Origin of the sequence: Micromonospora sp. WMMD712, assembly GCF_029581295.1 — a bacterium.
In the GTDB taxonomy this organism is placed as follows: Bacteria; Actinomycetota; Actinomycetes; order Mycobacteriales; family Micromonosporaceae; genus Micromonospora; species Micromonospora carbonacea.
This window is the reverse complement of the sequence record NZ_CP120743.1, coordinates 7,007,900-7,031,537: the sequence shown is the minus strand read 5'-3', so window position 1 is coordinate 7,031,537 and position 23,638 is coordinate 7,007,900. Positions and strand designations below refer to the sequence as shown.

21 protein-coding genes and 1 pseudogene are annotated in these 23,638 nt (G+C 74.7%); 7 read left to right on the top strand and 15 right to left on the bottom strand.

Annotated features, from left to right (window positions below):
- Positions 1-28 precede the first annotated feature (28 nt).
- Together O7633_RS30465 and O7633_RS30460 are read left to right on the top strand one after the other, a co-directional pair.
- Positions 29-859 carry an MEDS domain-containing protein gene (locus tag O7633_RS30465; protein WP_282324854.1) on the top strand — a complete coding sequence of 277 codons (831 nt, stop codon included), beginning with the start codon at positions 29-31 and terminating at the stop codon, positions 857-859.
- Complete coding sequence (locus tag O7633_RS30460) at positions 856-1,818, top strand: sensor histidine kinase (RefSeq protein WP_278133540.1); 963 nt, start codon at positions 856-858, stop codon at positions 1,816-1,818. The genes O7633_RS30465 and O7633_RS30460 overlap by 4 nt, the downstream gene beginning before the upstream one ends.
- Before the next feature lie 19 nt (positions 1,819-1,837).
- Here O7633_RS30460 and O7633_RS30455 read toward each other — a convergent pair whose 3' ends face one another.
- The 3 genes from O7633_RS30455 to O7633_RS30445 all read right to left on the bottom strand — a co-directional run bounded on the left by O7633_RS30455 (position 1,838) and on the right by O7633_RS30445 (position 3,884).
- Complete coding sequence (locus O7633_RS30455; RefSeq protein ID WP_282324853.1) at positions 1,838-2,686, bottom strand: S1 family peptidase; 849 nt, start codon at positions 2,684-2,686, stop codon at positions 1,838-1,840.
- Positions 2,687-2,749: 63 nt separating this feature from the next.
- Positions 2,750-3,517: a TetR/AcrR family transcriptional regulator gene (locus tag O7633_RS30450; protein ID WP_282324852.1), complete on the bottom strand. Its 768-nt coding sequence runs from the start codon at positions 3,515-3,517 to the stop codon at positions 2,750-2,752.
- Between the two features lie 139 nt (positions 3,518-3,656).
- A complete protein-coding gene (locus O7633_RS30445; protein WP_043962691.1) occupies positions 3,657-3,884 on the bottom strand; it encodes a winged helix-turn-helix domain-containing protein in 228 nt (75 codons plus the stop codon).
- A gap of 290 nt (positions 3,885-4,174) precedes the next feature.
- Here O7633_RS30445 and O7633_RS30440 point away from each other — a divergent pair, with 290 nt between their 5' ends.
- Both O7633_RS30440 and O7633_RS30435 read left to right on the top strand, forming a co-directional pair.
- Entirely contained in the window at positions 4,175-4,657 is a 483-nt protein-coding gene (locus O7633_RS30440) for a hypothetical protein (protein ID WP_282324851.1), read from the top strand.
- Positions 4,644-5,840, top strand: coding sequence for a helix-turn-helix transcriptional regulator (locus tag O7633_RS30435; protein ID WP_282324850.1), 1,197 nt, complete (start codon positions 4,644-4,646; stop codon positions 5,838-5,840). Before O7633_RS30440 ends, O7633_RS30435 begins: the two co-directional genes overlap by 14 nt.
- A gap of 20 nt (positions 5,841-5,860) precedes the next feature.
- On the opposite strand, the gene O7633_RS30430 is transcribed toward O7633_RS30435, so the two are convergent.
- From O7633_RS30430 to rfbB, 3 genes are all read right to left on the bottom strand, one after another.
- On the bottom strand, positions 5,861-7,153 hold the full coding sequence (locus O7633_RS30430; protein WP_282324849.1) for an SWIM zinc finger family protein: 1,293 nt from the start codon (positions 7,151-7,153) through the stop codon (positions 5,861-5,863).
- Between the two features lie 11 nt (positions 7,154-7,164).
- Positions 7,165-9,954, bottom strand: coding sequence for a DEAD/DEAH box helicase (locus O7633_RS30425; protein WP_282324848.1), 2,790 nt, complete (start codon positions 9,952-9,954; stop codon positions 7,165-7,167).
- A gap of 121 nt (positions 9,955-10,075) precedes the next feature.
- Positions 10,076-11,074, bottom strand: coding sequence for a dTDP-glucose 4,6-dehydratase (rfbB, locus tag O7633_RS30420; protein WP_282324847.1), 999 nt, complete (start codon positions 11,072-11,074; stop codon positions 10,076-10,078).
- Positions 11,075-11,111: 37 nt separating this feature from the next.
- Between rfbB and O7633_RS30415 the strand changes: the two genes are divergently transcribed.
- Entirely contained in the window at positions 11,112-12,005 is an 894-nt protein-coding gene (locus tag O7633_RS30415; protein ID WP_282324846.1) for an aminoglycoside phosphotransferase family protein, read from the top strand.
- 23 nt (positions 12,006-12,028) lie between these two features.
- Here the strand turns inward: O7633_RS30415 and O7633_RS30410 are convergent, their stop codons facing one another.
- A complete protein-coding gene (locus O7633_RS30410) occupies positions 12,029-12,259 on the bottom strand; it encodes a hypothetical protein (protein WP_282324845.1) in 231 nt (76 codons plus the stop codon).
- A gap of 144 nt (positions 12,260-12,403) precedes the next feature.
- The gene (locus O7633_RS30405) at positions 12,404-13,429 is read right to left on the bottom strand and encodes a hypothetical protein (protein ID WP_282324844.1); all 1,026 of its coding nucleotides are present in this window, start codon (positions 13,427-13,429) and stop codon (positions 12,404-12,406) included.
- A gap of 231 nt (positions 13,430-13,660) precedes the next feature.
- Here O7633_RS30405 and O7633_RS30400 point away from each other — a divergent pair, with 231 nt between their 5' ends.
- Positions 13,661-14,797 (top strand): NB-ARC domain-containing protein, encoded by a 1,137-nt coding sequence (locus O7633_RS30400; protein WP_282324843.1) that lies wholly within the window; start codon positions 13,661-13,663, stop codon positions 14,795-14,797.
- Between the two features lie 386 nt (positions 14,798-15,183).
- On the opposite strand, the gene O7633_RS30395 is transcribed toward O7633_RS30400, so the two are convergent.
- The 5 genes and pseudogenes from O7633_RS30395 to O7633_RS30375 all read right to left on the bottom strand — a co-directional run.
- A complete protein-coding gene (locus O7633_RS30395; RefSeq protein ID WP_282324842.1) occupies positions 15,184-16,635 on the bottom strand; it encodes an ATP-binding protein in 1,452 nt (483 codons plus the stop codon).
- A complete protein-coding gene (locus O7633_RS30390) occupies positions 16,632-18,290 on the bottom strand; it encodes an FAD-dependent oxidoreductase (protein WP_282324841.1) in 1,659 nt (552 codons plus the stop codon). Before O7633_RS30390 ends, O7633_RS30395 begins: the two co-directional genes overlap by 4 nt.
- 7 nt (positions 18,291-18,297) lie before the next feature.
- Positions 18,298-19,191 carry a sulfite exporter TauE/SafE family protein gene (locus tag O7633_RS30385; RefSeq protein WP_348776309.1) on the bottom strand — a complete coding sequence of 298 codons (894 nt, stop codon included), beginning with the start codon at positions 19,189-19,191 and terminating at the stop codon, positions 18,298-18,300.
- A complete protein-coding gene (locus O7633_RS30380) occupies positions 19,188-19,817 on the bottom strand; it encodes a rhodanese-like domain-containing protein (protein ID WP_282324840.1) in 630 nt (209 codons plus the stop codon). The genes O7633_RS30385 and O7633_RS30380 overlap by 4 nt, the downstream gene beginning before the upstream one ends.
- Positions 19,814-19,957 (bottom strand): annotated as a pseudogene (locus tag O7633_RS30375) (hypothetical protein); the annotation flags it as partial. The gene O7633_RS30380 and the pseudogene O7633_RS30375, both read right to left, overlap by 4 nt.
- Positions 19,958-20,127: 170 nt before the next feature.
- On the opposite strand from O7633_RS30375, the gene O7633_RS30370 reads away from it, so the two are divergent.
- Entirely contained in the window at positions 20,128-21,507 is a 1,380-nt protein-coding gene (locus O7633_RS30370) for a rhodanese-like domain-containing protein (protein WP_282324839.1), read from the top strand.
- Between the two features lie 67 nt (positions 21,508-21,574).
- Here O7633_RS30370 and O7633_RS30365 read toward each other — a convergent pair whose 3' ends face one another.
- A complete protein-coding gene (locus O7633_RS30365; RefSeq protein WP_282328686.1) occupies positions 21,575-22,630 on the bottom strand; it encodes a lytic polysaccharide monooxygenase in 1,056 nt (351 codons plus the stop codon).
- Positions 22,631-22,862: 232 nt separating this feature from the next.
- Positions 22,863-23,633 carry a DUF4184 family protein gene (locus O7633_RS30360; RefSeq protein ID WP_282324838.1) on the bottom strand — a complete coding sequence of 257 codons (771 nt, stop codon included), beginning with the start codon at positions 23,631-23,633 and terminating at the stop codon, positions 22,863-22,865.
- Positions 23,634-23,638: the final 5 nt, after the last annotated feature.

The window sequence follows — 23,638 nt, the reverse complement described above, 5'->3', positions numbered from 1 at the left end:
CTTAGACTGCGGGCATGGGGCGGCACCGGTGAGCGGCGACGGCTGCCCTGCGCTGCCCACCGACCACGTCTGCTGGCGGCACGACGACCCGGCCGCCTTCGCCGCCGCCGCCCGCGCGTTCCTCGCCGCCGGCCTCTCCGCCGGCGAGCAGGTGTGGTATGTGACGGAGCGGGATCCGGCCGAGGTCCGCGCGTGGCTGGCCGCCGGTCCGGTGCTGGCCGACGCCCTGCGCGACGGGGCCGCCCGGGTCGTCCCGCTCGGCGACACCTACGTCGACGACCGCGTCGCCGACCCGGCCGCCCAGGTGCGGGCCTACGCGGAGGCGACCGAGGCGGCCCTGGCCGCCGGCCGCACCGGGCTGCGGGTGGTCGCGGAGGCCACCGGCCTGGTCCGCACGCCCCGGCAGCGGGCGGCCTTCACCCGCTACGAGCACCTGATCGACGGCTACATGCGGGCCCACCCGTTCTCCGCCATGTGCGTCTACGATCCCCGCGAGCTGGGCGCGTCGGCGGTCGCCGAGCTGGCCTGCCTACACCCGGCGGGCAACACGGACGACGTGCTGTTCCGGCTCTACGCGGCGGGCCGGGGCCGGGCGGGGCTGGCCGGCGAGCTGGACCGGTCGGCCCGCGACCTGCTCGCCACGGCGCTGGAGCGGGCCGCGCCCCGTCCGGTCGACGGGCGGGTGGTGTTCGAGGCGGGCCGGCTGCGCTTCGCCGACCACCGCTGCCTGCTGCTGCTGGGCGAGTACGCCCGCAGCCTGGGCGCCGTGGCGGTGCTGCGCGGCCTGCCCGGCGTCGGCGTGGCCCACGTCGTCGACCTGCTGGGCCTGCCCGGGCTACGCGTGGAGGCCGCGCGATGAGGACGGGCGCGGCGGCGGGTCACCGGGGCTACTTCCACGAGGCGGTCTGCTACTCCTCCGAGGAGCAGCTGCTGGCGGTCGTGGTGCCGTTCCTGCTCGGCGGGGTCGCCGCCGGGGAGCCGACCGTGGTGTCGCTGGGCGCGCGCAACGCGGCCCTGGTGCGGGGCGCCCTGCCCACCGGCTGCGGGGTCACCTTCCTGCCCGGCGGCGACGTCTACGCCCGGCCGACCGCCGCCATCCGCTCCTACCGGGAGATGCTCGCCGGGCACGTGGCCGACGGGGCCCGGCAGATCCGGATCGTCGGGGAGCTTCCGCCGAGCGCCCTGGGGGTGACCTGGGACTGGTGGGCCCGCTACGAGTCGGCGATCAACCACGCCTACGACGAGTTCCCGCTGTGGAGCATGTGCGCGTACGACGCGCGCAGCACGCCCGCGTCGGTGCTGCGGGACGTGGCGCGCACCCATCCCCGGCACGCCACCCCCGACGGGCGGCACGTGCCGAACCCCGACTACACGGAGCCGACCACCTACCTGCGGGAGAACCGGCCGGCGCCGCCGGACCCGCTCCAGTGGACGCCGCCGGTGGTCGAGTTGTCCGCGCCCACGGCCGCGCAGGCCCGCGCCGCCGTGTATTCCGTCGACGGGGGCCGGCTGCCGGCCGACGACGTCGAGGACCTGGTGGTGGCGGTCAGCGAGACGGTGACCAACGCGCTGCGCCACGGCCTGCCGCCGGTGTGCGTGCGGCTGTGGGTGGGGCCCGACCGGCTGGTGGTGACGGTCTCCGACGGCGGCGACGGGCCGAAGGACCCGTTCGCGGGCCTGCTCCCGGCCGGCGACGGCGCCGACGGCGGCCTCGGCCTGTGGATCACCCACCAGTCCTGCAACCACGTGTCGGCGCACCGGGGGCCGGGCGGCTGGACGCTGCGGCTGACGGCGGGCAACCCGCACTTCGCCGCGTGAGGCCGCCCGGCCCGCCGGCTCAGGGGATCGTCACCCCGTACGCGCTGAGGATCTCGGCGATCGGCTGGTAGTAGGTGGTGCCGCCGGTGGTGCAGTTGCCGCTGCCGCCGGAGAGGATGCCGACGATCCTGCCGGTGGCGGCGACGTAGAGCGGGCCGCCGCTGTCGCCGGGTTCGGCGCAGATGTTGGTGCGGATCAGGCCGGTGACGGAGCCCTGGGCGTAGTTGACGGTGGCGTTGAGCGCGGTGATCGAGCCGCACCGCACGCCGGTGGTGGAGCCGCTGCGGCAGACGACCATGCCGACGTAGGGCGTGGCGGTGCCGGTGATGGTCAGCGTGCCGGGGTAGGTGTGGACCGCGCTGGGGTGGGCGACGGTGGTGGAGGTGTAGCGGACGATGCCGTAGTCGTTGCCGGGGAAGCTGCTGCCGGCGCGGGAGCCGAGCACGCTGCTGCCGGCGCTGTCGGCGTACCAGGTGGTGGCGGTCGCGGTGCAGTGGCCGGCCGTCACGAAGTAGGAGACGCTGCCGCTTCGGACGTTCGCGCCGAGCGAGCAGCGCCCGCCGCCGCCGTAGATGGCCTGCCCGCCGGCGATGAGGGTGCTCAGCCGCCCGGGTTCGCGGCGGACCACGGCGTCGGTGCCGGCGAGCCGGGCGCGCAGCGCGGCCAGTTGGCTGTCGCTGACCGTGTCGTCGGCGGCGACGGTGGTCCGGCCGGTGGCCGGGTCGACGGTCAACGCGGTGCCGGCGGGGGCGTGGGCGGCGACGGCCGGGGCGGGGGCGGCCGGCGGGGCGGGGGCGGCGTGGGCGGTCGCCGGTGGCGCGAGCAGGGGTACGGCGAGCAGGAGGGCGAGCAGGGGGAAGCGGCGCATCCGAGCCTCCATGTATCGGCGTGCGTGGATGCGTTACAGCTTCCCTGTCCGGGCCCGCCCGGATCAAGTGCCCCGACGGTCGTCGACCACCACGGAGATGCCGTCGAGCACCCGTTGCAGGCCGAACTCGAACGCGTGCTCCGGCCCGTACGCCGCGCCGTGCGCCGCGCCGGCCGCCGCGCCGACCCGGGCGGCCGTCGGGTAGCTGCCCGACTTCATGAACCGCTCCAGCCAGGGCGCGTGCGACTGCCACCACTGGCCGTCGGTCAGGCCGGTCTCGCGCTCCAGATTGACCACGTCCAGCTCGGCCCGCGCCGCGCTCCGGACGTGGCCGAGGAGCAGGGTGAGCACCGCGTCCATCTCGACGTCGTCGAGGCCGGTGTCGGCCACCGCGCCCAGCTCGTAGTCGTACTTGGCGAGCAGGTTCGGGCCGAGGACCGGCCGGGTCGTCTCCGCGCGCAGCAGCCACGGGTGGGCGCGGTAGAGGCGCAGGTTCTCCCGGGCGATCTGCTCCAGCCGGGCCCGCCAGCCGCCGGGCACGTCGGCCGGGCGGCTCATCTCGCCGTAGAGGGTGTCGACCATGACGTCGAGCAGCTCGGCCTTGCCGGGCACGTACGTGTAGACCGACATGGTGCCGATGCCCAGCGCCTCGCCGACCCGGCGCATGGTCAGCGCGTCGATGCCCTCGGCGTCGGCGATCTCGATCGCCGCCCGGACGATCCGCTCGACGCTGAGGCCGGGCCCGGCGCTGCGGCTCGCCGGCTCCCGGGTGCGCCAGAGGATCGCCAGGCTGCGGGCGGGGTCGACCTTGCCCTTGCGCGCGTTCGACATAGTGCCGCCATCCTATCGGCGCGATACCGTACCTCGTACGGGGCGAGCGGCGGGCCGGTCGCCGGCCGAGCCAGAGAAGCGACTCAGACGGCGTTGTCGAACAGATGCCGCCGGTAGCGGGCGCACCCTGACCGCACCGTCACCTCGGCGGCTCGTCCGCGACGTACACCCCACTGCCGGCGCGACCCACCGTCAGACCCCGGTCACGGGTCAACTCCAAGGCGCGCTGGATGGTCGACACGCTGACCGAATACAGGTCGGCCAACTCGCGCAGCGACGGCAGCTTGGTGCCGGGCTGGTACTCCCGAGCGTTGATCCGGGCGGTCAGGTCGTCCGCGATCTGCCGCGACGACATTGGTATGGGCATGTGGTCACTCCCTGGCTGGCCCGGCGATTAGATCACGACTCGCCGACGGGGCCCGCGCAGTGATTGACCTAGGTCATACAGTGACCTAGATTTGAGTTCCCCCGCCCTGGCTGGCGTCTGATGCGGGGATCGGCACAGCACGCGCACCACTCGCGTTGAGCACCATGACGTCGACAGCAGAAGGACCCAGATGGAGCCCAGCACAGACGAGCCCGCCGACCCGCCCATGTGGCTGTTCTACTTCCAGCGCCGCTCCGGCGGCCACCGGCAAGCGGACGACGGGCGCGGCGATGGCTGACTGTCCGGCGCCGCACAGCCCGTCGCGGCCGGACTGGAACTGTCACGCCTGCGGTGAGCCGTGGCCCTGCCTGACCCGCAAACGCCAGCTCAAGGAGCTGTGCCACTGCAACGTCCGGACGCTCACCCGCTACATGAGCGACTACCTACGCGACGCCCGCGAGGAGATCCTCGGCGTGAGCACCGCTGAGATCACCGAACGCTTCATCGGGTGGTGCGCCAGACCCCTCGGGTCGTGGACGGCACGAGAGCGTTCGATTCGACAGGTCGAGGCCATCGGCGGTGCTACCCGCACCAACCAGAAGACGGGAGACATGGACAGCGACCAGGAGCAGAGTCGGGGCGAGCAGTTGCAGGAGGCCGAACGGGAGGCGGCCCGGCAACGCCTGCTGGAGTTGGCCGAGGCGGAGCGGATACCCGCGGAAGAGACCACCCGGGCGATACCCGACCGGCGGTGGCGTCGTGACCAACGATGACCTGCCGATAGGCCGCCGCATGGCCCGCCTGCGAAGCCGGCGGCACATGACCCAGCAGATGCTGGCCGACCGGCTCGGCAAATCCAAAAGCTGGGTCGACAAGGTCGAACGCGGCGTACGCACCCTGGACAGGTTCTCCGTCATCGCCGAGGTCGCCACCGTGCTGTGCGTCGACCCGACACTCCTGCTCGGCCGGGACACCCCGCCACCAACCGGCGGCGGATCGGTCGCGGCCGGGATCGACGCGGTACGCGCTGCCCTCGCCCGCTACGACACCGACCCGGACCACCCGGCGGCCACCCCGACTGGCGACCTGGGCGCACGGGTGGGGCATGCCTGGCTGGCGTACGAGCACGCCGACTACCCGGGCCTGCTGCGCGCGCTGCCCGGCCTGCTCGGCGACGCCCAGCTCGCCCATGCCGCCACGGGGAGCGGCAAGACGGCCAGCCTGCTGGTGCAGGCGTACCGGATCGCCGCGTCGGTGCTGGTCAAGCTCGGCCAGGCCGACCTCGGCTGGTTCGCCGCCGACCGGGCGATGGCCGTGGCCAGCAGCGACCCGGCGCTGTCAGCGTCGGCCGTGGTGCCGATCGGGCAGGCGTTGCGCGCCCTCGGCTGCGCCCGGCTGGCGCTGGCCGCCACCGTCCCCGCCATGCACCGGATAACTGCTGCTCGACCGCCCGGCGACACTCCCGGCCTCCTGTTGCTGCGCGGGGCCCTGCTGGTCGAGGCCGCCCGCGCCGCCGCAGCCTGCGGGGACGCGGACGGCGTGCGGGAGCTGCTCGACCAGGCGACCAGCATTGCCTCGGAGGTCGGCAACGGCGGCGGCCCGTACCGCGTCGGCTTCTGCCCCGCAACCGTGACACTGGCCCGGGTCACCACGGCCGCCGACCTCGGCGACGCCCATCAGGCCGTCACCCGGCACGCCGAGGTCGTCGCCCTTGGGCAGTGGCTGCGGCTGCCGGTGGAGCACCGGGCGGCCTATCTGTTGGACGTCGCGCGGGCACACCTGCTGGTGGGCGACCTGCTCGCGGCGGGGCGGACCCTGATCCAGGCAGATCGGACCGCGCCCGGCGAGGTCCGGTTGCGGCCGGCGGCGCGTACGGTGATCGCCGAGCTGACGCGCGGCGCGCCGCTGCCGGCCGACGTGGCGAGCCTGGCCACGGCCATCGGCCTCCCGGCGTAACCGGCCACTGCGGTTGGTGGTCAGTCCTGGGGCAGGTCGAGCAGCGCGTCCACCGGGTCGGGGCCGGGCGGTCCCGCCGGCCACCACTGCCCCGAGCGCCTGTGGAACGGATACCACCGGCCGTCGCGGCCGTAGCGCACCTGCGCGTCGCGGCCGACCGTCCACCGGTTGCGCCAGTTGCGCACCTCGGGCGCGGCCCCGTCGACCCCGCCCGCCTCGCGCAGCGCGGCGGTGGCCCGGGCCACCAGTTCCCTCGGCGGGGTGAACACCGCGTCGACGACGTCCACGCCGGCCGCCCCCGCGTACTCCCATGCCGTGACGGCCCGGGGCAGGTCGGCAGCCCGGCCGCTGGCCTCGCCCAGCCGCCTCGCCGCCGCAGATCGCGGCATCCTGGCCGCCAACCGCACCGCGTCGCACCACGCGTCGACCTCGGGGGCGAGCGGTTCGGCCCTGGTGGCGGCGAGCAGTTGCCGGGCCCGGTGCGCCGCGTCGGCGGCGAGCGCCCCGAGCGCCTCGGCGTCGATGCCGGCCGCCTCGTGCCCGGCGAGCAGCGGGGCGAGCGCGAGGGGCTCGACGGTCACCGGCCCCGGCGGCGCGGGCAGGGCGGCGGGCGGCGCGGCGTACGCCTCCTCGGCCGGGGTGCCGGTTGCCTCGTCGGTGGCGTCGGCGGCGACGGACCGGCGGGCGTTGCGCCGGCGCAGGTCCGCCATCAGCTCCGCCTCGCCCCGCCCGCGCATCAGCAGCAGCACGAACGGGTCCCGGTCGAGCAGCCACGCCGCCTGGTACGCGAGCGCGGCGGCGTGCCGGCACGGGTGGTCCCAGGACGGGCAGTCGCACTCGGGGTCGAGGTCGCCGTAGCCGGGCAGCAGGCGCACCCCGGCGTCGTCGGCGGTCTGCGCCAGGTCGTGCGGCATGTCCCGGTCGAGCAGGGCGGCGATGTGCCCGGCCTTCGCGGCGACCCGGTCGAGCAGCCGGTCCCACTCGGCCGCGGCGAGGGTGCCGACGCGCACGACGGTGTCGTACGGGGTGTACTGGTCGCCGTCGTGCACGGCGGCGGAGATCCGGCCGGGGCTGACGGTGATCGACCCGACCTGCCCGGCGAAGGCGTACCGGCGGCCCTTCCTGAGCTGCTCGGCGTCGAGGGCGGTGCGCTCCATCGACTCGATCCAGGCGTTGCCCCACCAGGTGTCGGCGAACTTCCTGCCGATCCGTTTGCCGGGGCCGAACCTGGGGAAGCTGCGCGCCCGCCGCTCGTCGGCGGACAGCTCCGTGGCGTCGGGCTCCAGCTCGTCGTACTCGATGTCGAAGTCCACGTCGCGGCCCCTCATTCCTCGTGGCGCAGCCGCACGAGCCGGAGCAGCTCGGCGTCGGAGAGTTCGGTCAGGGCGGTCTCGCCGCCGGTGAGGACCGCGTCGGCCAGCTCCCGCTTGGACTCCAGCAGGGCGGCGATCCGGTCCTCCAGGGTGCCCTGGGCGATCAGCCGGTGCACCTGCACCGGCCGGGTCTGCCCGATCCGGTACGCGCGGTCGGTGGCCTGCTCCTCCACGGCCGGGTTCCACCACCGGTCGTAGTGGACGACGTGGTCGGCCCGGGTCAGGTTGAGGCCGGTGCCGGCCGCCTTGAGCGAGAGCAGGAACACCGGCACCTCGCCGGCCTGGAACCGGCGCACCATCTCCTCCCGCTGCGGCACGGGCGTGCCGCCGTGCAGCAGTTGCGCCGGCACCCCCCGCTCGGCCAGGTGCCGCTGGAGCAGCCGGGCCATCCGGACGTACTGGGTGAAGACCAGCGCCGCGCCGCCCGCGGCGAGGATGGTCTCCAACAGGTCGTCGAGAAGTTGCAGCTTCTCCGACCGGCCGGTGAGCTGGCCGTGCGGCTCCTTCAGGTAGTGCGCGGGGTGGTTGCAGACCTGCTTGAGGCCGACGAGCAGCTTGAGCACCAGGCCGCGCCGGGCGATGGTGGTGGCGCTGGCGCGGATCTCGGCCAGCACGTCGGCGACGACCCGCTGGTAGAGGTCCACCTGCTCGCCGGTGAGCGGCACGAGGTGGTCGGTGACGGTCTTCGGCGGCAGTTCGGGGGCGATGCCGGGGTCGGACTTGCGCCGCCGCAGGAGGAAGGGGCGCACCAGCCGGGACAGCCGCGCCACGGCGGCACCGTCGCGGTCCACCTCGATCGGCCGGGCCCAGGTGGTCCGGAACGCGCCGACGGAGTCGAGCAGGCCGGGGGTGGTCCAGTCGAGGATCGCCCACAGCTCGGAGAGGTTGTTCTCCACCGGCGTGCCGGTGAGCGCGACCCGGGCGCGGGCGGGGATCGCCCGCAGGGCCTTCGCGGTGCCGCTGAGCCGGTTCTTGACGTACTGCGCCTCGTCGGCGACCACCAGGCCCCACCCGTGCCCGGCGAGGCTGCCGGCGTCGACGCGCATGGTGCCGAAGCTGGTCAGCACGAACCCGCCGGTCAGCCCGTCGAGGGACCGGGCGGCGCCGTGGAACCGGCGGACGGCGACGTCGGGGGCGAACCGGCGGATCTCCCGCTCCCAGTTGCCGAGCACCGACGCGGGGCAGACGACCAGGGTGGCCCCGGCGGTGGCCACGTCCGCCTGGCGGCGCAGGTGCAGCGAGATGACGGTGACGGTCTTGCCGAGGCCCATGTCGTCGGCGAGGCAGCCGCCGAAGCCGAGCGAGGTCGTCCGCTCCAGCCAGCGCAGGCCGCGTAGCTGGTATTCGCGCAGCGTGCCGTGGAGCCCGGCCGGCGGCTCCAGCGGCTCGGGGCCGCCGTCGGGTTCGGCGATCCGCTCGCGCAGCGCGCCCAGCCAGCCGTCGGCGACCGCCTCGACCCGCTCCCCCTCGACCTCGGTGCTGGCGATCAGCGTGGCGGCCAGGGCGTCGTACGCCCTGCGCGGCCCGAGCTGCCGCTCGCGGGCCCGGCGGGCCAGCTCCGGCCCGACCGCCACCCACCGGTCCCGCAGCCGCACGATCGGCCGGGACTTCGCCACCAGGTCCATCTCGGCGTCGGTCAGCGCGTCGCCGGCCAGGGTGAGCTGCCAGCTCAACGGCAGCGCGGCGGCGGACCGGAAGAATCCCGCCACGTCGGCGGGCTGCTCCGGCGGCGAGCTGACCAGCACCCGGGTGGCCAGCTCGCGCGACAGCCCGGAGGGCCACTCGACGTCGATGCCGGCGGCGGCGAGCCGCGCCTCGGCCCCGCCGAGCAGGTCGACCAGGTCCTCGTCGAGCAGCTCCAGCTCGACTGGCGCGGCGTGGTCGAGGAGCCGCTCCAGCGGCGGCCACGTGGCGGCGGCGCGGCGCACGGCGCGCATCGCCTCGAAGGTGGCCTGCTCGCCGAGGCCGTGCTCGTCGCCCTCCCACAGGGCCCCCGCGTCGGCGACCAGCGTCGGGTCGGCGAGGCTGCGCAGCCGCACCACCGCGACGAACGGCGTGCCGCCCAGGTCGCCCCGGCCCTCCAGCCGCAGCGCCACCCGCAGGCCGGTGTCGACGCCGACGGAGACCTCCCGGGCCCAGTCGCGCAGGTCGTCCGCCGGCCCGGGCTCCAGGCCGGTGAACCGGGCGTCGCCGGTCAGCCACGTCGCGGCCGGGCTGCGCGGCAGGGTGTCGGCCACCGCGTCGAGGAAGGCGCGGACCAGCCCCTCCGGCTCGGGCAGGGCGAGGCGTTCGGCGGCGGCGTCGAGCGGTATCGCCCGCGCCTCGGGCGGCATCGCCGCCGCGAGGGCCCGGATGCGTGCCACGTCGGCCACGTCGAGGGGCCCCACCCGCCAGGCGTCCCAGCCCTGCGGGGAGACGCCGGGCAGGATCCGCCCCCGGGCGGCCAGGTGCAGGCCGGTGACCGCCACCGCCGACCAGAACGCGGCGGCCGGGGTGAGGTCGTCGGCGCCGCGCAGCGCGGCGAGCTGCCGGACCGCGTCGCCGACCGGCACGGCGCAGGCGGGCACCGTCCAGGCCGCCACGGGACCGTCGAGCCGGAGGGCGAGGTCCAGCTCGACGTGCTCCCCGAGCGCGTCGAACCCCTCGGGCAGCGCGTGCCCGGCGGGGTCGTAGAAGCCGACCGTGCCGGTCCGGGGCGGGTCGCCCGGCTCGAAGACGACCGCGTACCGCCCGAGTCGCACCGTGCCTCCTCCAGGTGGCCGGGCGGGCGACGACCGCCCGCCGGGAGAAAGACCAACCCTAGCGTACGTCGTACCGTAGCTGGCACGCTCGCCCTGCCGCCCCGGCCGCGGCAGGGGGGCGCTACCGACCGATCGCCGCGTAGCGGGCCTCCGTGGCGGCCTTCTGCGGCCCCCACCACCACTCGTTGCGGCGGTACCAGTCGATGGTGGCGACCAGCCCGTCGGCCAGATCCGGGTGACGGGGCCGCCAGCCCAGCTCCCGGCGGAGCTTGGAGCTGTCGCAGGCGTAGCGCAGGTCGTGGGCGGGGCGGTCCGGCACGTGGTCGAAGTCGTCGGCGGGCCGGCCGAGCAGCGTCAGGGTCAACTCCAGCAGGGCGCGGTTGCTCCACTCGGCCCCGGAGCCGATCAGGTACGTCTCCCCGCACACCCCCGCGCCGAGGATCAGCAGCACGGCGTCGTTGTGGTCGTCGACGTGGGTCCACTCCCGCACGTTCGCGCCCGTGCCGTAGAGCTTGGGCCGCTGACCGCGCAGCACGTTGGTGATCTGCCGGGGCAGGAACTTCTCCACGTTCTGGTACGGCCCGTAGTTGTTCGCGCAGTTGGACGTCGTCGCCCGCACCCCGTACGACCGGACCCACGCCCGCACCAGCAGGTCCGAGGCCGCCTTCGTCGCCGAGTACGGGCTGGACGGGTCGTAGCGGCTCTGTTCGGTGAACGCCCCGCCGCCGTGCAGCGGCAGGCTGCCGAACACCTCGTCGGTGGAGACGTGGTGCAGCCGCCGGTCGTGCCGGCGAACCGCCTCCAGCAGCACGAACGTGCCCTCGACGTTGGTCCGCAGGAACGGCGTCGGGTCCTGCAACGAGTTGTCCACGTGGGACTCGGCAGCGAAGTGGACCACCGTGTCGCAGTCCGAGACGAGGGCGTCGACCAGGTCGCCGTCGCAGACGTCGCCGCGGACGAAGGTGATCCGGTCGGCGACCTCGGCGAGGCTGTCCCGGCTCCCGGCGTAGGTGAGCGCGTCGAGGACGGTCAACCGCAGGCCCGGCCGGGCGGCCAGCGCCCGGCGCACGAAGTTGGTGCCGACGAACCCCGCACCCCCGGTGACCAGCATGTGTTCCATGCCGCGACGCTAACCGACGCGGCCCGCAGCGGGGACCGTGTGGTGGCTGACGCTGGACGACGGCGGCGCGGCCGTGCTGAAGGTGGCCCCGCCGCCCGGGGCGCGCCTGCTGCGCTACGAGCACGGACTGGCGGCGGCGGAGGCGCGCTACTTCCGGCTGGTGGCCGCGCACGCGCCGCAGGTGCCCGTGCCCCGGGTGCTCCACCACGGCCGGGATCCGGAGCGCGGCGAGTGGCTGCTCACCGACCGGCTGCCCGGACGGCCCCTCGCCGAGCTGACGGCCGACGTCGACGCCGGCCCGGCCCGCGCCGACTTCGGCGCGGCCACCGTCGCGCTGCACCGGATCACCGGTGACCGGTACGGCTACGACGGCGGCCGGGCCGGCGCGTCGACGTGGTCGCGCGCGTTCGCCGCGATCATCGACGACCTGCTCGCCGACGCGGCGGACTGGGGCGTCGCCCCGCCCGGCGGGCCACGGCTGATCCGGGAGCTGGTGCGCCACCACGCGGGGACGCTGGACCAGGTGCGCCGCCCCGCCCTGCTGCACTTCGACGGCTGGGACGGCAACGTGCTCGCCGCGCCGGACGCGACCGGCGCGTACCGGATGTGCGGGCTGGTGGACGGCGAGCGCTACCTGTGGGGTGACCCGCTGCTGGACCTGGTCTCGCCGTTGCTGTTCCGACGGGCCGAGGACGAGCCGGACCACCCCTTCGTGCGCGGCTGGCGGGCGGCCGGCGGGCAGCCGGCGGTGTTCGACGCGGCGGCCCGGGTGCGCCTCGGCCTCTACCGGCTGCATCTCTACCTGCTGATGATCGTGGAGATGCCCAGCCGGGGGATGACCCCGGAGAACGCCCCGGACCGCTCCGCGTTCCTGGCCGAGCTGCTCGACCGGGAGCTGGCCGACCTCGGCCGGGCCCTGCCCCGCCCCTGAGCCGGGGCCCCCGACGGTGCCGGTCACTCGGTGGGCATCGGGGCCGGTTCGGCGCTGCCCATCCGGCCCGGGTCCCAGTAGGAGCCGTCCGGCGACGGCAGCCGGCTGCTCGACGCGCCGGTGTCCCCGACGGACGTCGGGGCCGCCGGCCGCTCCCCCGGACCGGACCGGCGGGCCACCACCCCGGTCACCACGACGGCGACCACGACCACCGCGAGGGCCACCGCCACCGCCGCACCCCAGCCCTGCCTCATCCCGCGCTCCTCTCCGCCGCCCCCGGCGGCGACGCGGGACCGGGTCCGACGCCCCGGCCCACGACCACGCCTCTTGGACGCGCGCCGCCCCCGACCGGATCCGTCGGATCCCGGCCGGGGGCGGGCTTCACCCGATCGGATGACTCAGACGCGGGCCGCGACCGAGTTGTAGACGTCCATGACCGCGGTGTCGAAGTAGGAGCTCTTGTTCACCCCGGCGCTGTTCAGTGTGCTCATGATTCCGTTGACGTAGCCGTACACGTCGTTGTAGAGGCGCAACCAGACCGAGCCGCTGGAGCCGCCCGTGAAGCCGCAGTTGAGGGCGATCTTGTTCTCGCTGCCGGGCCGGTACGTCGTGCCCTGGCAGTACTGCTGCCACCCGCCGTCGTACGGCGGGGCAGCCGGGTAGGCGAGGATCGTGACGGCCTGGGTGTAGCTGTAGTTGACCGAGAGCCCGTTGCCGCCGACCCGGTCGACCAGCCGCTGGCCCGACGCGTTCGGGTACACGGTGATGTACGAGACGTCCCGGTCGAGGTTGCTGTCGTTGATCCAGGCGTTGAACGCGGTCAGGTACTTGGCCGACCACCGGCCGTACGGCTCCGCGCCGTAGTTGTAGAGCGGCACGAAGATCCAGTTCTGCATCCACTGGCCGCCCCGGCCGCCGTGCACGCAGTGCCCGGCGCTCATGACGAGCAGCTTGGAGGTGCTGTTCACGGCACCGGCCGAGCAGACGTAGTTCTTGCCGTCCACGGGGTTGTAGAAGAACACCTTACCGACGGTGGCGGACGCGGCGACGTAGGCGCTGATGTCCCCACCGGCCTGCGACGCGACGCTGGAGGCGGCCGTCACGGTGGGCGCGGCCGGCGGCACGGAGCGGGCCGGCCCGGTCGGCTTCAGGCCCTTGCCGGCCACGGCTCCCGCCTTCTTGACCAGCACGTCCGCCGAGATCGCGGTGCGCATCCGCTCCTTGGTCCAGTAGTCGCCCGCCTGCTGGGCGGCGGTCAGCCCGCTGCGGGCCGCAGTGGTGGAGGTGGTCGCCGCCACCGTGGTGGCCGACGCTCCGCCGACGGGGGCTGCCTGCGCGGGCCCGGTGCCCACCAGCACCGTCGCCGCGACGAGCGCGGCGGACGCGGTGACCGTGACCACCCGCCGGATGTCCGGAAAGTGCATTCGTTCTCCTCCCACCAAATACATCGGCGCTTGTCTAAGCGCTCGGCACAGCATGCAAGGGCGGGAATGGGCAGCGGAAGCGTCGACGGCCGTCAAAACTGTCGCTGACAGTGTGTCCGCGACCTGACTGACCGCAAGGTTTCGACATCGGAAGGTAGTGAGGCTCGGAGGCTTCCGGGCCAGCGCCAAGATGTGGGGAGAACGCCAATGGGCCGGCTCACCCGCCCTCTCGTGCCAGCAGGTCCCCTCGCCGACTTCTACGACCGACTACACGCCCTGCACCTCGCCGCCGGTCAGCCCAGCGTGCGCCGGCTGCAACAGCTCACCCGCGCCGAGCGGCGGCCCCGGGGCATCAACCCGACGTCGATCCACGCGGTCTTCACGCGTCCCCGCCTGGCCCGGTGGGAGGTGGTGGGCGAGATCGTCCGGGTGCTCGGCGGCGACGTCGAGGAGTTCGCGGCGTTGTGGCGTCGGGCCAACCACTGCCGGTCCCACGACGACAGCCTGGTCGATCCCCCGCCCCACACCCGGCCGTGGGCGTCGGCCGACGCCGCCTGCGTCCCACACGAGCTGCCGCCGGACGTGGTGCCGTTCACCGGGCGCGGCCCGGTCCGCGCCGCACTCGACGCCCTGCTCGCCGAGGGCGCCACCCGCGCCGCGATGATGACCGCGCTGCTGACCGGCTCGACCGGGATCGGCAAGAGCGCGCTGGCCGTGCACTGGGCGCACCGGGTCGCCGGCCGCTTCCCCGACGGCCAGCTCTACGCCGACCTGCGCGGCGAGAGCCCCGGACAGCCGCCGACGCCGGTCGAGGTGCTCACGGCCTTCCTCAACGCCCTCGGCGTCGCCACCGCCGACCTGCCCGCCACGCCGGCCGCCCTGGCCGCCCGCTACCGCACCCGGATGTCGGGCCGCCGGATGCTGGTGCTGCTCGACAACGCCAGCGCCGCCGGGCAGGTGCGCCCCCTGCTGCCCGGCTCGCCCGGCTGCCTGGTCCTGGTGACCAGCCGGGACGACCTGGCCGAGCTGGTCGTGCGGCACGGCGCGCGCCGGCTGGAGCTGGGTCCGCTGAGTGCCGAGGCGGGCGTCGAGCTGCTGCGCGGCCTGATCGGCGACCGGGTCGACGCCGACCCCGAGTCCGCCTACGACCTGGTCCGGCGCTGCGGCGGTCGGCCGCTGGCCCTGCGGGTCGCGGCGGAGCGGATGACCGCCCACCGCCCGACCGCCCTGGTCACGCCCGCCCTGACCACCACACCCACCCTGGTCACTCCCACCCTGACCACGACCGCCCGGTCAGGGTCGGCCCTGGCACCGGCGCGGGTGGTGGACCGCCCCCGGCTGTGCGCACAGCGGTCGACGGCGCAGTAGGCGTCCGCTCCCGCGCATCGCCGACGCGCCACGGTCTCCGCTGCACACGCTCGGCGACGACCGCAGAGTCACCGCGTGACGTCCGAGCCTAGCTGACTCTGGGTGGCCCTCCTCCGACCCCACACGACATCACACGCTCCCTTTGCTCTGCACCCACGCACGCAGCACACCGGCTGGCCTGCACACGGGCGAGAACGCGAACGACGCCGCGACCGACGGCCGATCACGCTGCGTAGGCGTTGCGTATGCGGGTGCAGAGCAAAGGGGGCAAAGGAGGTGGGGTGGGGTCGGCGAGCGGCGACTACGCCGGGTCACGCAGCGGGGCCGGACCAAGCGCCCGGACCAGGCGGCGGACCGGACCCGCCGCCGAACCCCGCCCACCCGCATCACGCCGGCGGGGCGACCTCCGGAACGGCCTCCGGGGCGACGCCGGGGGCGGGCGCGATCGGCAGCAGCACGCGGAACACCGTCCGGCCGGGCTCGCTCGTCACCCGGATGTCCCCGTGGTGCTTGTTGACCACGATCCGGTACGAGATGTCCAGCCCCAGCCCCGTCCCCTCGCCGACCGGCTTCGTGGTGAAGAACGGCTCGAAGATGCGCGGGCGCACGGCCGCCGGGATGCCGGGGCCGGTGTCGGCCACCTCGACGGTCAGCTGGCCGTCGACCCGGCCGGTGCGGACGGTCAGCGTGCCCTCGTCGCCCATCGCGGCGAGCGCGTTGTCGATCAGGTTGGTCCACACCTGGTTCAGCTCGGCCGCGTACGCGGGGATCGGGGGCAGCGCCGGGGCGTACTCCCGGACCATGCGGATCCCCGGCGGGAGCTTGCCCTTGAACATCACCAGCGTCGCGTCGAGCAGCTCGTGCACGTCCACCACCTGGTAGGGGGCCCGGTCGAGCTGGGAGTATTGTTTGGCCGCGCCGACCAGTTTGGAGACCCGGGTGGCCGCGTCGGCGATCTCCCGCATGAGCAGCTCGGTGTCCACGGTGTAGGTGAGCCACCGCACCGCCGGCTCCAGGTCGTCGGCCCCGAGCTCCGCGTGGACCCGGTCCAGCCAGGCGACGTCCAGCCCGCCGGCGACCAGCGTCGGGGCCAGCTCCCAGCCGGCGGCGATCCCCTGGTCGTCGAGCCAGTCGGTCAGCTCGTCCTCGGCGTCGCTGGTGGCCAGGGGCGACAGCGCGCACGCCTTCGCCGCCCGCTCGACCGCCTCCTCCTGCAACGCCACGAGGGCGTGCAGCCGCCGCCCGTCGAGCCGGCCGTCGGCGATCATCGCCAGCTTGTGCCGCATCCCGGCCACCCGGTCCCGCAGCGCGGACGTGGCCCGCACCGCCGCGCTCGCCGGGTTGTTCAGCTCGTGGGTCAGGCCCGCCGACAGGGCGCCCAGGGCCACCAGGCGTTCCCGCTCCCCGACGACCGTCTGGGTGTCCCGCATCCCGATGAACAGCCCCTCCAGCAGGTGCATCGCCATCGGGAACCAGGACCGCACCGCGTGCGCGAACGTCTCGGCGGGCAGCACGAAGAACTCCGTGTCGGTGACCGCCCACATCCCGTTGCGGTAGATCTGCTGGTCGTCCAGGTACGCCTGGGTGGCCCCGCCGTACACCCCGCGCTGCGCCGAGCGCAGGATCTCCACCTGCTCGCCGTGGATCGTCCGGCACAGCCGCACCTCGCCGGCGAGCAGCACGAAGAAGCAGGTCGCCGGCTCGCCCTCGGTGTAGACGGCCTCCCCGGCCGCGCGGCGCTCGACCCGGCCGTGCTCGGCCAGCCAGGCGACCTGCTGGTCGTCGAGCGACTCGAACAGGAACAGCGTCCGCACCTCGGCGGGGGTCAGGCCGGTCACTGCGCCTCCAGGTAGCGGTGCACCAGCGACACGGCCATCGCGCCCTCGCCGACGGCGGAGGCGACGCGCTTGACCGACGCCGCGCGCACGTCGCCGGCCGCGAACACGCCGGGCAGGCTGGACTCCAGGTGGTAGGGGTCGCGGGGCAGCGTCCAGCCGGGTGGCCGGCGGCCGCCGGCCACCAGGTCCGGCCCGGTGACGACGTAGCCCCGCTCGTCGCGGGCCACGACCCCCGCCAACCATTCGGTACGCGGCTCCGCCCCGATGAACACGAACAGCCACGACGCGTCGACGTCGCGCCGCTGCCCGGTACGGGTGTCCCGCAGGGTCAGGCATTGCAGGTGCCCCTCCCCCGCGCCGGCCACCACCTCGGTGTACGGGTGCACGGTGATGCGGTCGATGCGGTCGAGCTGGTCGATCAGGTAGCTCGACATGGACGCCGTGAGGTCCGCGCCCCGGATCAGCACGTGCACCCGGGCGGCGTACCGGGAGAAGTAGACGGCCGCCTGGCCCGCCGAGTTCGCCCCGCCGACGATGTAGACGTCCTGGTCGACGCAGCTCGGCGCCTCGGTGGCGGCCGAGCCGTAGAAGACGCCCCGGCCGGTGAGGTCGGCCAGGCCGGGCGCGTCGAGCATCCGGTACGACACGCCGGTGGCCAGCACCACCGCGTGCGCGGCGAGCGTGGAGCCGTCGTCGAAGCGCAGCAGCCGCGCCGAGCCGGCCTCCGCCAGGCCGACGACCTCCCGGGTGGTCAGCAGCTCCGCGCCGAACTTCAGCGCCTGCCGGCGGGCCCGGTCGGTGAGCTGCGCCCCGGAGACGCCGTCGGGGAAGCCCAGGTAGTTCTCGATCCGGCTGCTCTGCCCGGCCTGCCCGCCGGTGGCCCGCCGCTCCACGAGCACCGTGCGCAGCCCCTCCGACGCCCCGTAGACGGCCGCGCCGAGCCCCGCCGGCCCGCCGCCGACGACCACCAGGTCGTAGAAGTCCGCCGCCGGGACGACGTTGAGGCCGACGAGGCCGGCCAGTTCCGTCTCCGTGGGCGCCACCAGGGCCTTGCCGTCGGCGGTGACGACCACCGGCACGTCGGCGGCGCTCGCCCCGGCCGCCGCGAGCAGCCGCCCGCCCTCGGGCTCGTCGGCCAGCAGCCAGCGGTACGGCACCAGGTTGCGGGCCAGGAAGTCGCGCACCGCGAAGGACGGGGCGGACCAGCGGTGCCCGACCACCCGGATCTCCGTGGTGGCGGCCTCGGGGCTGGCCGTCCACGCCTCCAGCAGCGCGTCGACGACCGGATAGAGCTTCTCCTCCGGCGGGTGCCACGGCTTGAGCAGGTAGTGGTCGAGGTCGACCAGGTTGATCGCGTCGATGGCCGCGCCGGTGTCCGCGTACGCGGTGAGCAGCACCCGGCGCGCGGCGGGGAAGAGGTCCATCGCGGCCTCGAGGAACTCGATGCCGTTCATCTCGGGCATCCGGTAGTCGGCGACCAGCACCGCCACCTGCTCGCCGCGCAGCTTGATCTCGCGCAGCGTGTCGAGGGCCTCCGGGCCGGAGCCGGCGCGCACCACCCGGTACCGGTCGCCGTAGCGGCGGCGGATGTCGCGGGCGACCGCGCGGGAGACCGCCGGGTCGTCGTCGATCGAGAGGATCACCGGGTGCGCCATCAGACCATCAAACCACCCCGGCGTTACGGCTCCGCTGCCTGCGGCCCCTGCCACCGGGCGTCCGGCCGCCGGAGGCGGTGACGGTGACCGCCGCGGCGACGGCGATGCCGAGGGCGATCCACAGCGCCGGGTTGGTGCGCAGCCCGGCGGGCAGTTGCTGGGCCAGCACGAAGACGCCCATCACCACCACGAACCACCCGAACGCCCGGCGCAGCACCGCCTCCGGGATGCGCCCGGCGAGCCGGCCGCCGGCGAGGCTGCCGACCACGGCGGCGGCGGTGACGGCGGCGGCCAGTCCCCAGTCGATGCCGACGGTGGAGAGGTAGCCGGCCAGGCCGGCGAACGACTTCATGGCGATGACCACCAGCGAGGTGCCCACGGCGACCGGCATCGGCAGGCCGCCGAGCAGCGCCAGCGCGGGCACCACCAGGAACCCGCCGCCCGCGCCGACCAGGCCGGTGACCAGCCCGACCACGATCCCGTCGAGGATCACCCGCGGCACGGCGAGCTCGTGCGGCACGGGCCGGTCCCCGGTGTCGCGCCGGCCCCGGATCATGGCGACCGCCGTGGCGAGCATCATCAGCGCGAACCCGGTGAGCAGGACGGCGGCCGGGACGTACGCGGCGAGCCGGCCGCCGGCGTACGCGCCGGTCATGCCGGCGAGGCCGAACACCAGGCCGGTGCGCCAGCGCACCCGGTGCGCGCGGGCGTGCGGCAGGACGCCGACGGCGCTGGTGACGCCGACGACGAGCAGCGAGGTGGCGATGGCCTCCTTCGCCGGCAGGTCGGCGACGTAGACGAGCAGCGGCACGGCGAGGATGGAGCCGCCGCCGCCGAGCAGCCCGAGGCTGATCCCGATGAGGACGGCCAGCCCGACCGTCAGGGCCAGGGTGCCGGTCACGGCCGCCGCCCGGCGGTCGAGCCCTCGCGGAGCTGGCCGACGATGGTGTCGAGGTCGCAGCTCGCGCCCCGGTTGTAGGGCAGTCTGCCCAGCAGCATGCCCATCGCGCAGGTGTTGGTGAGGGCGGCGAAGGTGAGGCCCGCGCCGATGGCCGCCGCGACCCACTTGAGGCCGGGCACCAGCACCGAACCCAGGACGGCGACCAGGACGATCGAGCCGGCGACGAGGCGGACCTGCCGTTCGAGGTCCCAGCGCGGCACACCCTGCCGGACCGGCGCGTGCGCGGCCTGCCAGGCCAGCATCCCGCCGTCGAGGACCTTGAGGTGGGGCAGCCCGACCCCGGCGAGGGTCTGCCCGGCCTGGGTGGCGCGGGCGCCGGAGCGGCAGATCAGCACGACGTCCTCGTCGAGGTGGTTGCGCAGTTCCTCGCGGTGCTCCCGCAGCAGGTCGAGCGGGACGTTGTACGCGCCGGGGATGTGCGCGGTCTCGAACTCGGCGGGGGTGCGCACGTCGAGCAGGCGGGGCGCGCGGCCGGAGTCGATCAGTTCGCGCAGGCCGGCGGCGTCGAGCGTGGCGGGCCGGGCGGCGTCGGGCGTGGCCGGGCGGGTGTTCCCGGAAGTGCTCATGTCTCCTCGTTCCTGTTGTCGGTCTCGGTCGGTCGGGTCCCGGCCCACTCGAACCGGTCGTCGATGACGACGACCGCCCGGCCGGCGTTGGCCAGCAGGGACGCGGCGACGGTGGCGCGGTAGCCGGAGCCGCAGTGCACCCGCCGTCGCCATGCGGGCCGCGGCCACCGGGTCGAACATACCCCGGGGGGTATCAGGTCCGCCACTGGCCCACCCCGGGAAGGGCGGGACCTTCGACCTGGAATATACCCCCGGGGGTATGCGCTACAGTCGGTGTACCGCCGACCATCACCGCAGAGGAGACCGGCCCATGTTGTTCACGCAGTACTACCTCGACTGCCTGTCCCAGGCGTCCTACCTCGTCGCCGACGAGCGCACCGGCCGGGCCGTGCTGGTCGACCCCCGCCGCGACATCGGCGAATACCTCGCCGACGCGCGGGCCCACGAGCTCACCATCGAGGGGGTGGTCAACACGCACTTCCACGCCGACTTCCTCGCCGGCCACCTGGAGGTCGCCGCCGCGACGGGCGCGTGGATCGGCTACGGCCGGCGCGCCGAGACCGAGTACCCGATCCGCAAGCTCGCCGACGGCGAGCGGATCAGCCTCGGCGACGTCACCCTGGAGATCATGGAGACCCCGGGCCACACCCCGGAGTCGATCAGCGTGCTGGTCTACGAGCACGCCGCCGACCCGGTGCCGCACGGCGTCCTCACCGGCGACGCCCTGTTCATCGGCGACGTCGGCCGCCCCGACCTGCTCGCGTCCCTCGGCGTCACCGCCGAGGAGCTCGGCGCGATGCTCTACGACAGCGTGCAGCGCAAACTGATGGGCCTCCCCGACGAGGTGCGGGTCTTCCCCGCCCACGGGGCGGGCTCCGCGTGCGGCAGGAACCTCTCCACCGAGCGGCAGTCCACCATCGGCGAGCAGCGCCGCACCAACTACGCCTGCGCGCCGATGAGCCAGGAGCAGTTCCTCGCCCTGGTCACCGGCGGCCAGCCGGCCGCACCTGGCTACTTCGCGTTCGACGCCGTGCTCAACCGGCGGGCGCACGAGCTGTTCGACTCCTGCGCCACGGTCCGCCCGCTCACCGCCGCCGAGTTCGCCGGGGCCCGCGCCGACGGCGCGGTCGTCGTCGACGCCCGCGACCCGCAGGAGTTCGCCGCCGGGCACGTCACCGGGGCGATCAACGTCCCGGCCGACGGCCGGTTCGCCGAGACCGCCGGCAGCGTGGTGGCCCCCGACCGCGCGGTGCTCGTCGTGGCGCCGGAGGGCCGCGAGGAGGAGATCGTCGTACGGCTCGCCCGCATCGGCTTCGACCGGGTCCTCGGCCACCTGCGTGACGCAGGGGCGACCCTGGCCGAGCTGGCGTCCGAGACGAGCCGGGCCAGCCGGGTCACGGCGACGGAGCTGCGCGCCGCGCTCGACCGCGCCGAGCCGCCGGTGGTGCTCGACGTTCGCAACGGCGGGGAACGGGAGCAGGGGGCCATCGCGGGTTCGCTGCACATCCCGTTGGCCGAGCTGACCCGTCGCCTCGACGAGGTGCCCGCCGACCGGCCCGTGGTCGTGCACTGCGCCGGGGGTTACCGCTCCTCGGTCGCGGCGAGCCTGCTGCGCAGCGCCGGCCGGCGGGACGTCTCCGACCTGCTCGGCGGCTACGGCGCCTGGCGGGCCGCGTACGCGCAGGTCTGACCGCTGGTGGAAGCGGCCACGGGCCGGGCCGCCCCCGACATGGGATCGGGGGCGGCCCGGCCGCCGGTCAGGCCGTCGCGGCGCAGCTCAGCGTCGGGGTGCTGGCCGCCCCCGAGCCGGTGAAGCCGAAGCTGGCCTTCCCCCCGGCCGCCAGCGTGCCGTTGTAGGCGGCGTTGCGGGCGGTCACGGTCGACCCGCTGGTGGTGACCGTGGCGCTCCAGGACGAGGCGATCTGCTGCCCGCCGGGCCACGTCCAGGTGACCGTCCAGCCCCGGATCGGGCTGCTGCCGGCGGTCACCTCGACCTCGCCCTGGAAGCCGCCGGACCACTGCCCGGTGGACTTGTAGACGGCCGAGCAGCCGGCGGAGGCCGGCGGCGTGGTCGCGGGCGGGGTCGTCGCGGGCGGGGTGGTGGGCGGAGCCGTGGTCGGCGTGGTGGTCGGCGGCGGCGTGGTCGGCGGGGTGGTGGTGCCGCCGAAGTTCACGTCGCTGCACAGGTAGTAGGACTGGTCGGAGTGGCTGGCCTGCCAGATCGTGTAGACGATGTGCCGGCCGGTGCGGCCCGGCGCGTTCGCCGGGACCTGGATCGACACGCCCTGGCTCTCCTTGGTCGGCCACTGCGCCGCCGGGGTGTTGCCGATCTGGCCGACCAGCTCCAGGTCACTCCACGCCAGCGGCTTGGTCAGGGCGTTGAAGCCCTGCTTGGTGACGTACACCCGGATGTAGTCGGCGCCGTGGCTGGCCTGGTCCCACAACTTGACCTTGAAGCTGTTGGCGACGTTGGTGGCCTTCCACGCGCCGAGCGCGTCGAGGGAGTTGTAGCGGCCGTCGCCGGTGTGACCGGCGCTGCACAGCTGGCCGTCGGGGATGGCGGCCTGGTGGTTGCCTGCGACGCCCTCGCGGTAGAGGCCGTTCCAGTTCCACATGGCCGACGCGTTGTACTGCCAGGCCTGCCAGCACATCGGGTCCTCGGTGGCCATGGCCGGGTTCTGGAAGTCGTTGCCCCAGCGGGCCCAGCAGCCGTAGTTGCGCGACGCCGGATCGACGGTGGAGCCGTGGGCGGCGGCCGGGTTGGCCAGCGCGGTGGTCAGCAGCAGCGCGGCGGCCGCGCCGACGGCGAGCAGCCACGCCACGAGGGGGATGCGACGTGGTCGGACGAGATGGGACACGGAGCCCTCCAGGGAAAAGTCGGACGACGACACCCGGACGGTCGGGAGTTGCCCGCTCCCGCGCCTGCTCGCGTGGCTCCCGCTGCGGCTCTGCCTGGCAGACTCCCACATGCATCGAAACTAGTCAATCTTGACCAGTGTGCCCCTCGACGGCGGCGGGGTGGGCGTCGGCGGCACGGACCCATGATCAGGACGTCGGACGATGCCGGTCGCTCCCGGCCGGGTGACGCCGAGCGGCGCGGCGATGGATCAGGGCGATGCACAGCGTGATCACGAGGCCGACGTCGGTGCCGCGAACCGCCACGTGGAAGAGCGCGCTGCGGACCGGGTCCGGCTGGGCGACGCCGTGCCGGAGTCCGAGGGCGGCCCCCGCGAGGACGCCGACCGAGACCAGGGCGGCGGCGAGCAGCCGGCTCGGCACGAGCCGTTCGGCCGCCGGTCGCTGCGGATCACCCTCCTCGGTGGCCGTCCGCCACCGACGCGCCGCCCACCAGCAGATCGCCGCCGCCCCGACGAGGCTGCTGGCGTACTGGGCCCACTCGTGAGCGGGAAGCACGCCGATCCGCTCGTCCAACGCGGGGACAAGCCGGGTGCCCCACCCACCGCCGTGGGTGAAACCGTCCCACAGAACGTGCGTAAGCGCGCCGACTCCCAGCGCGGCGACCACCCAGCCGGGCCCCACCGCCGAGGACGGGCCGATCCGGCGGCCGACGGCCGGCGGCGCATACGCCACGACGAACGGTCGCAACAGCGCGATCCAGACGACGTACCCCACGAGACCGGCCAGCACGTCGACGGTGACGACGCCGACGAGGTGGTGACTCAGCCGCGTGGTGTACGGCATCGGCGCGTACAGGGGGAGATCGGGTGCCATGCTGCCGATGGCGAGCGCGGACAGGGGCATCGCCGACCGGACGAACGGCAGGACAGCAGCCGGGTGGGAACCGGTGAAGGGCATCCGGC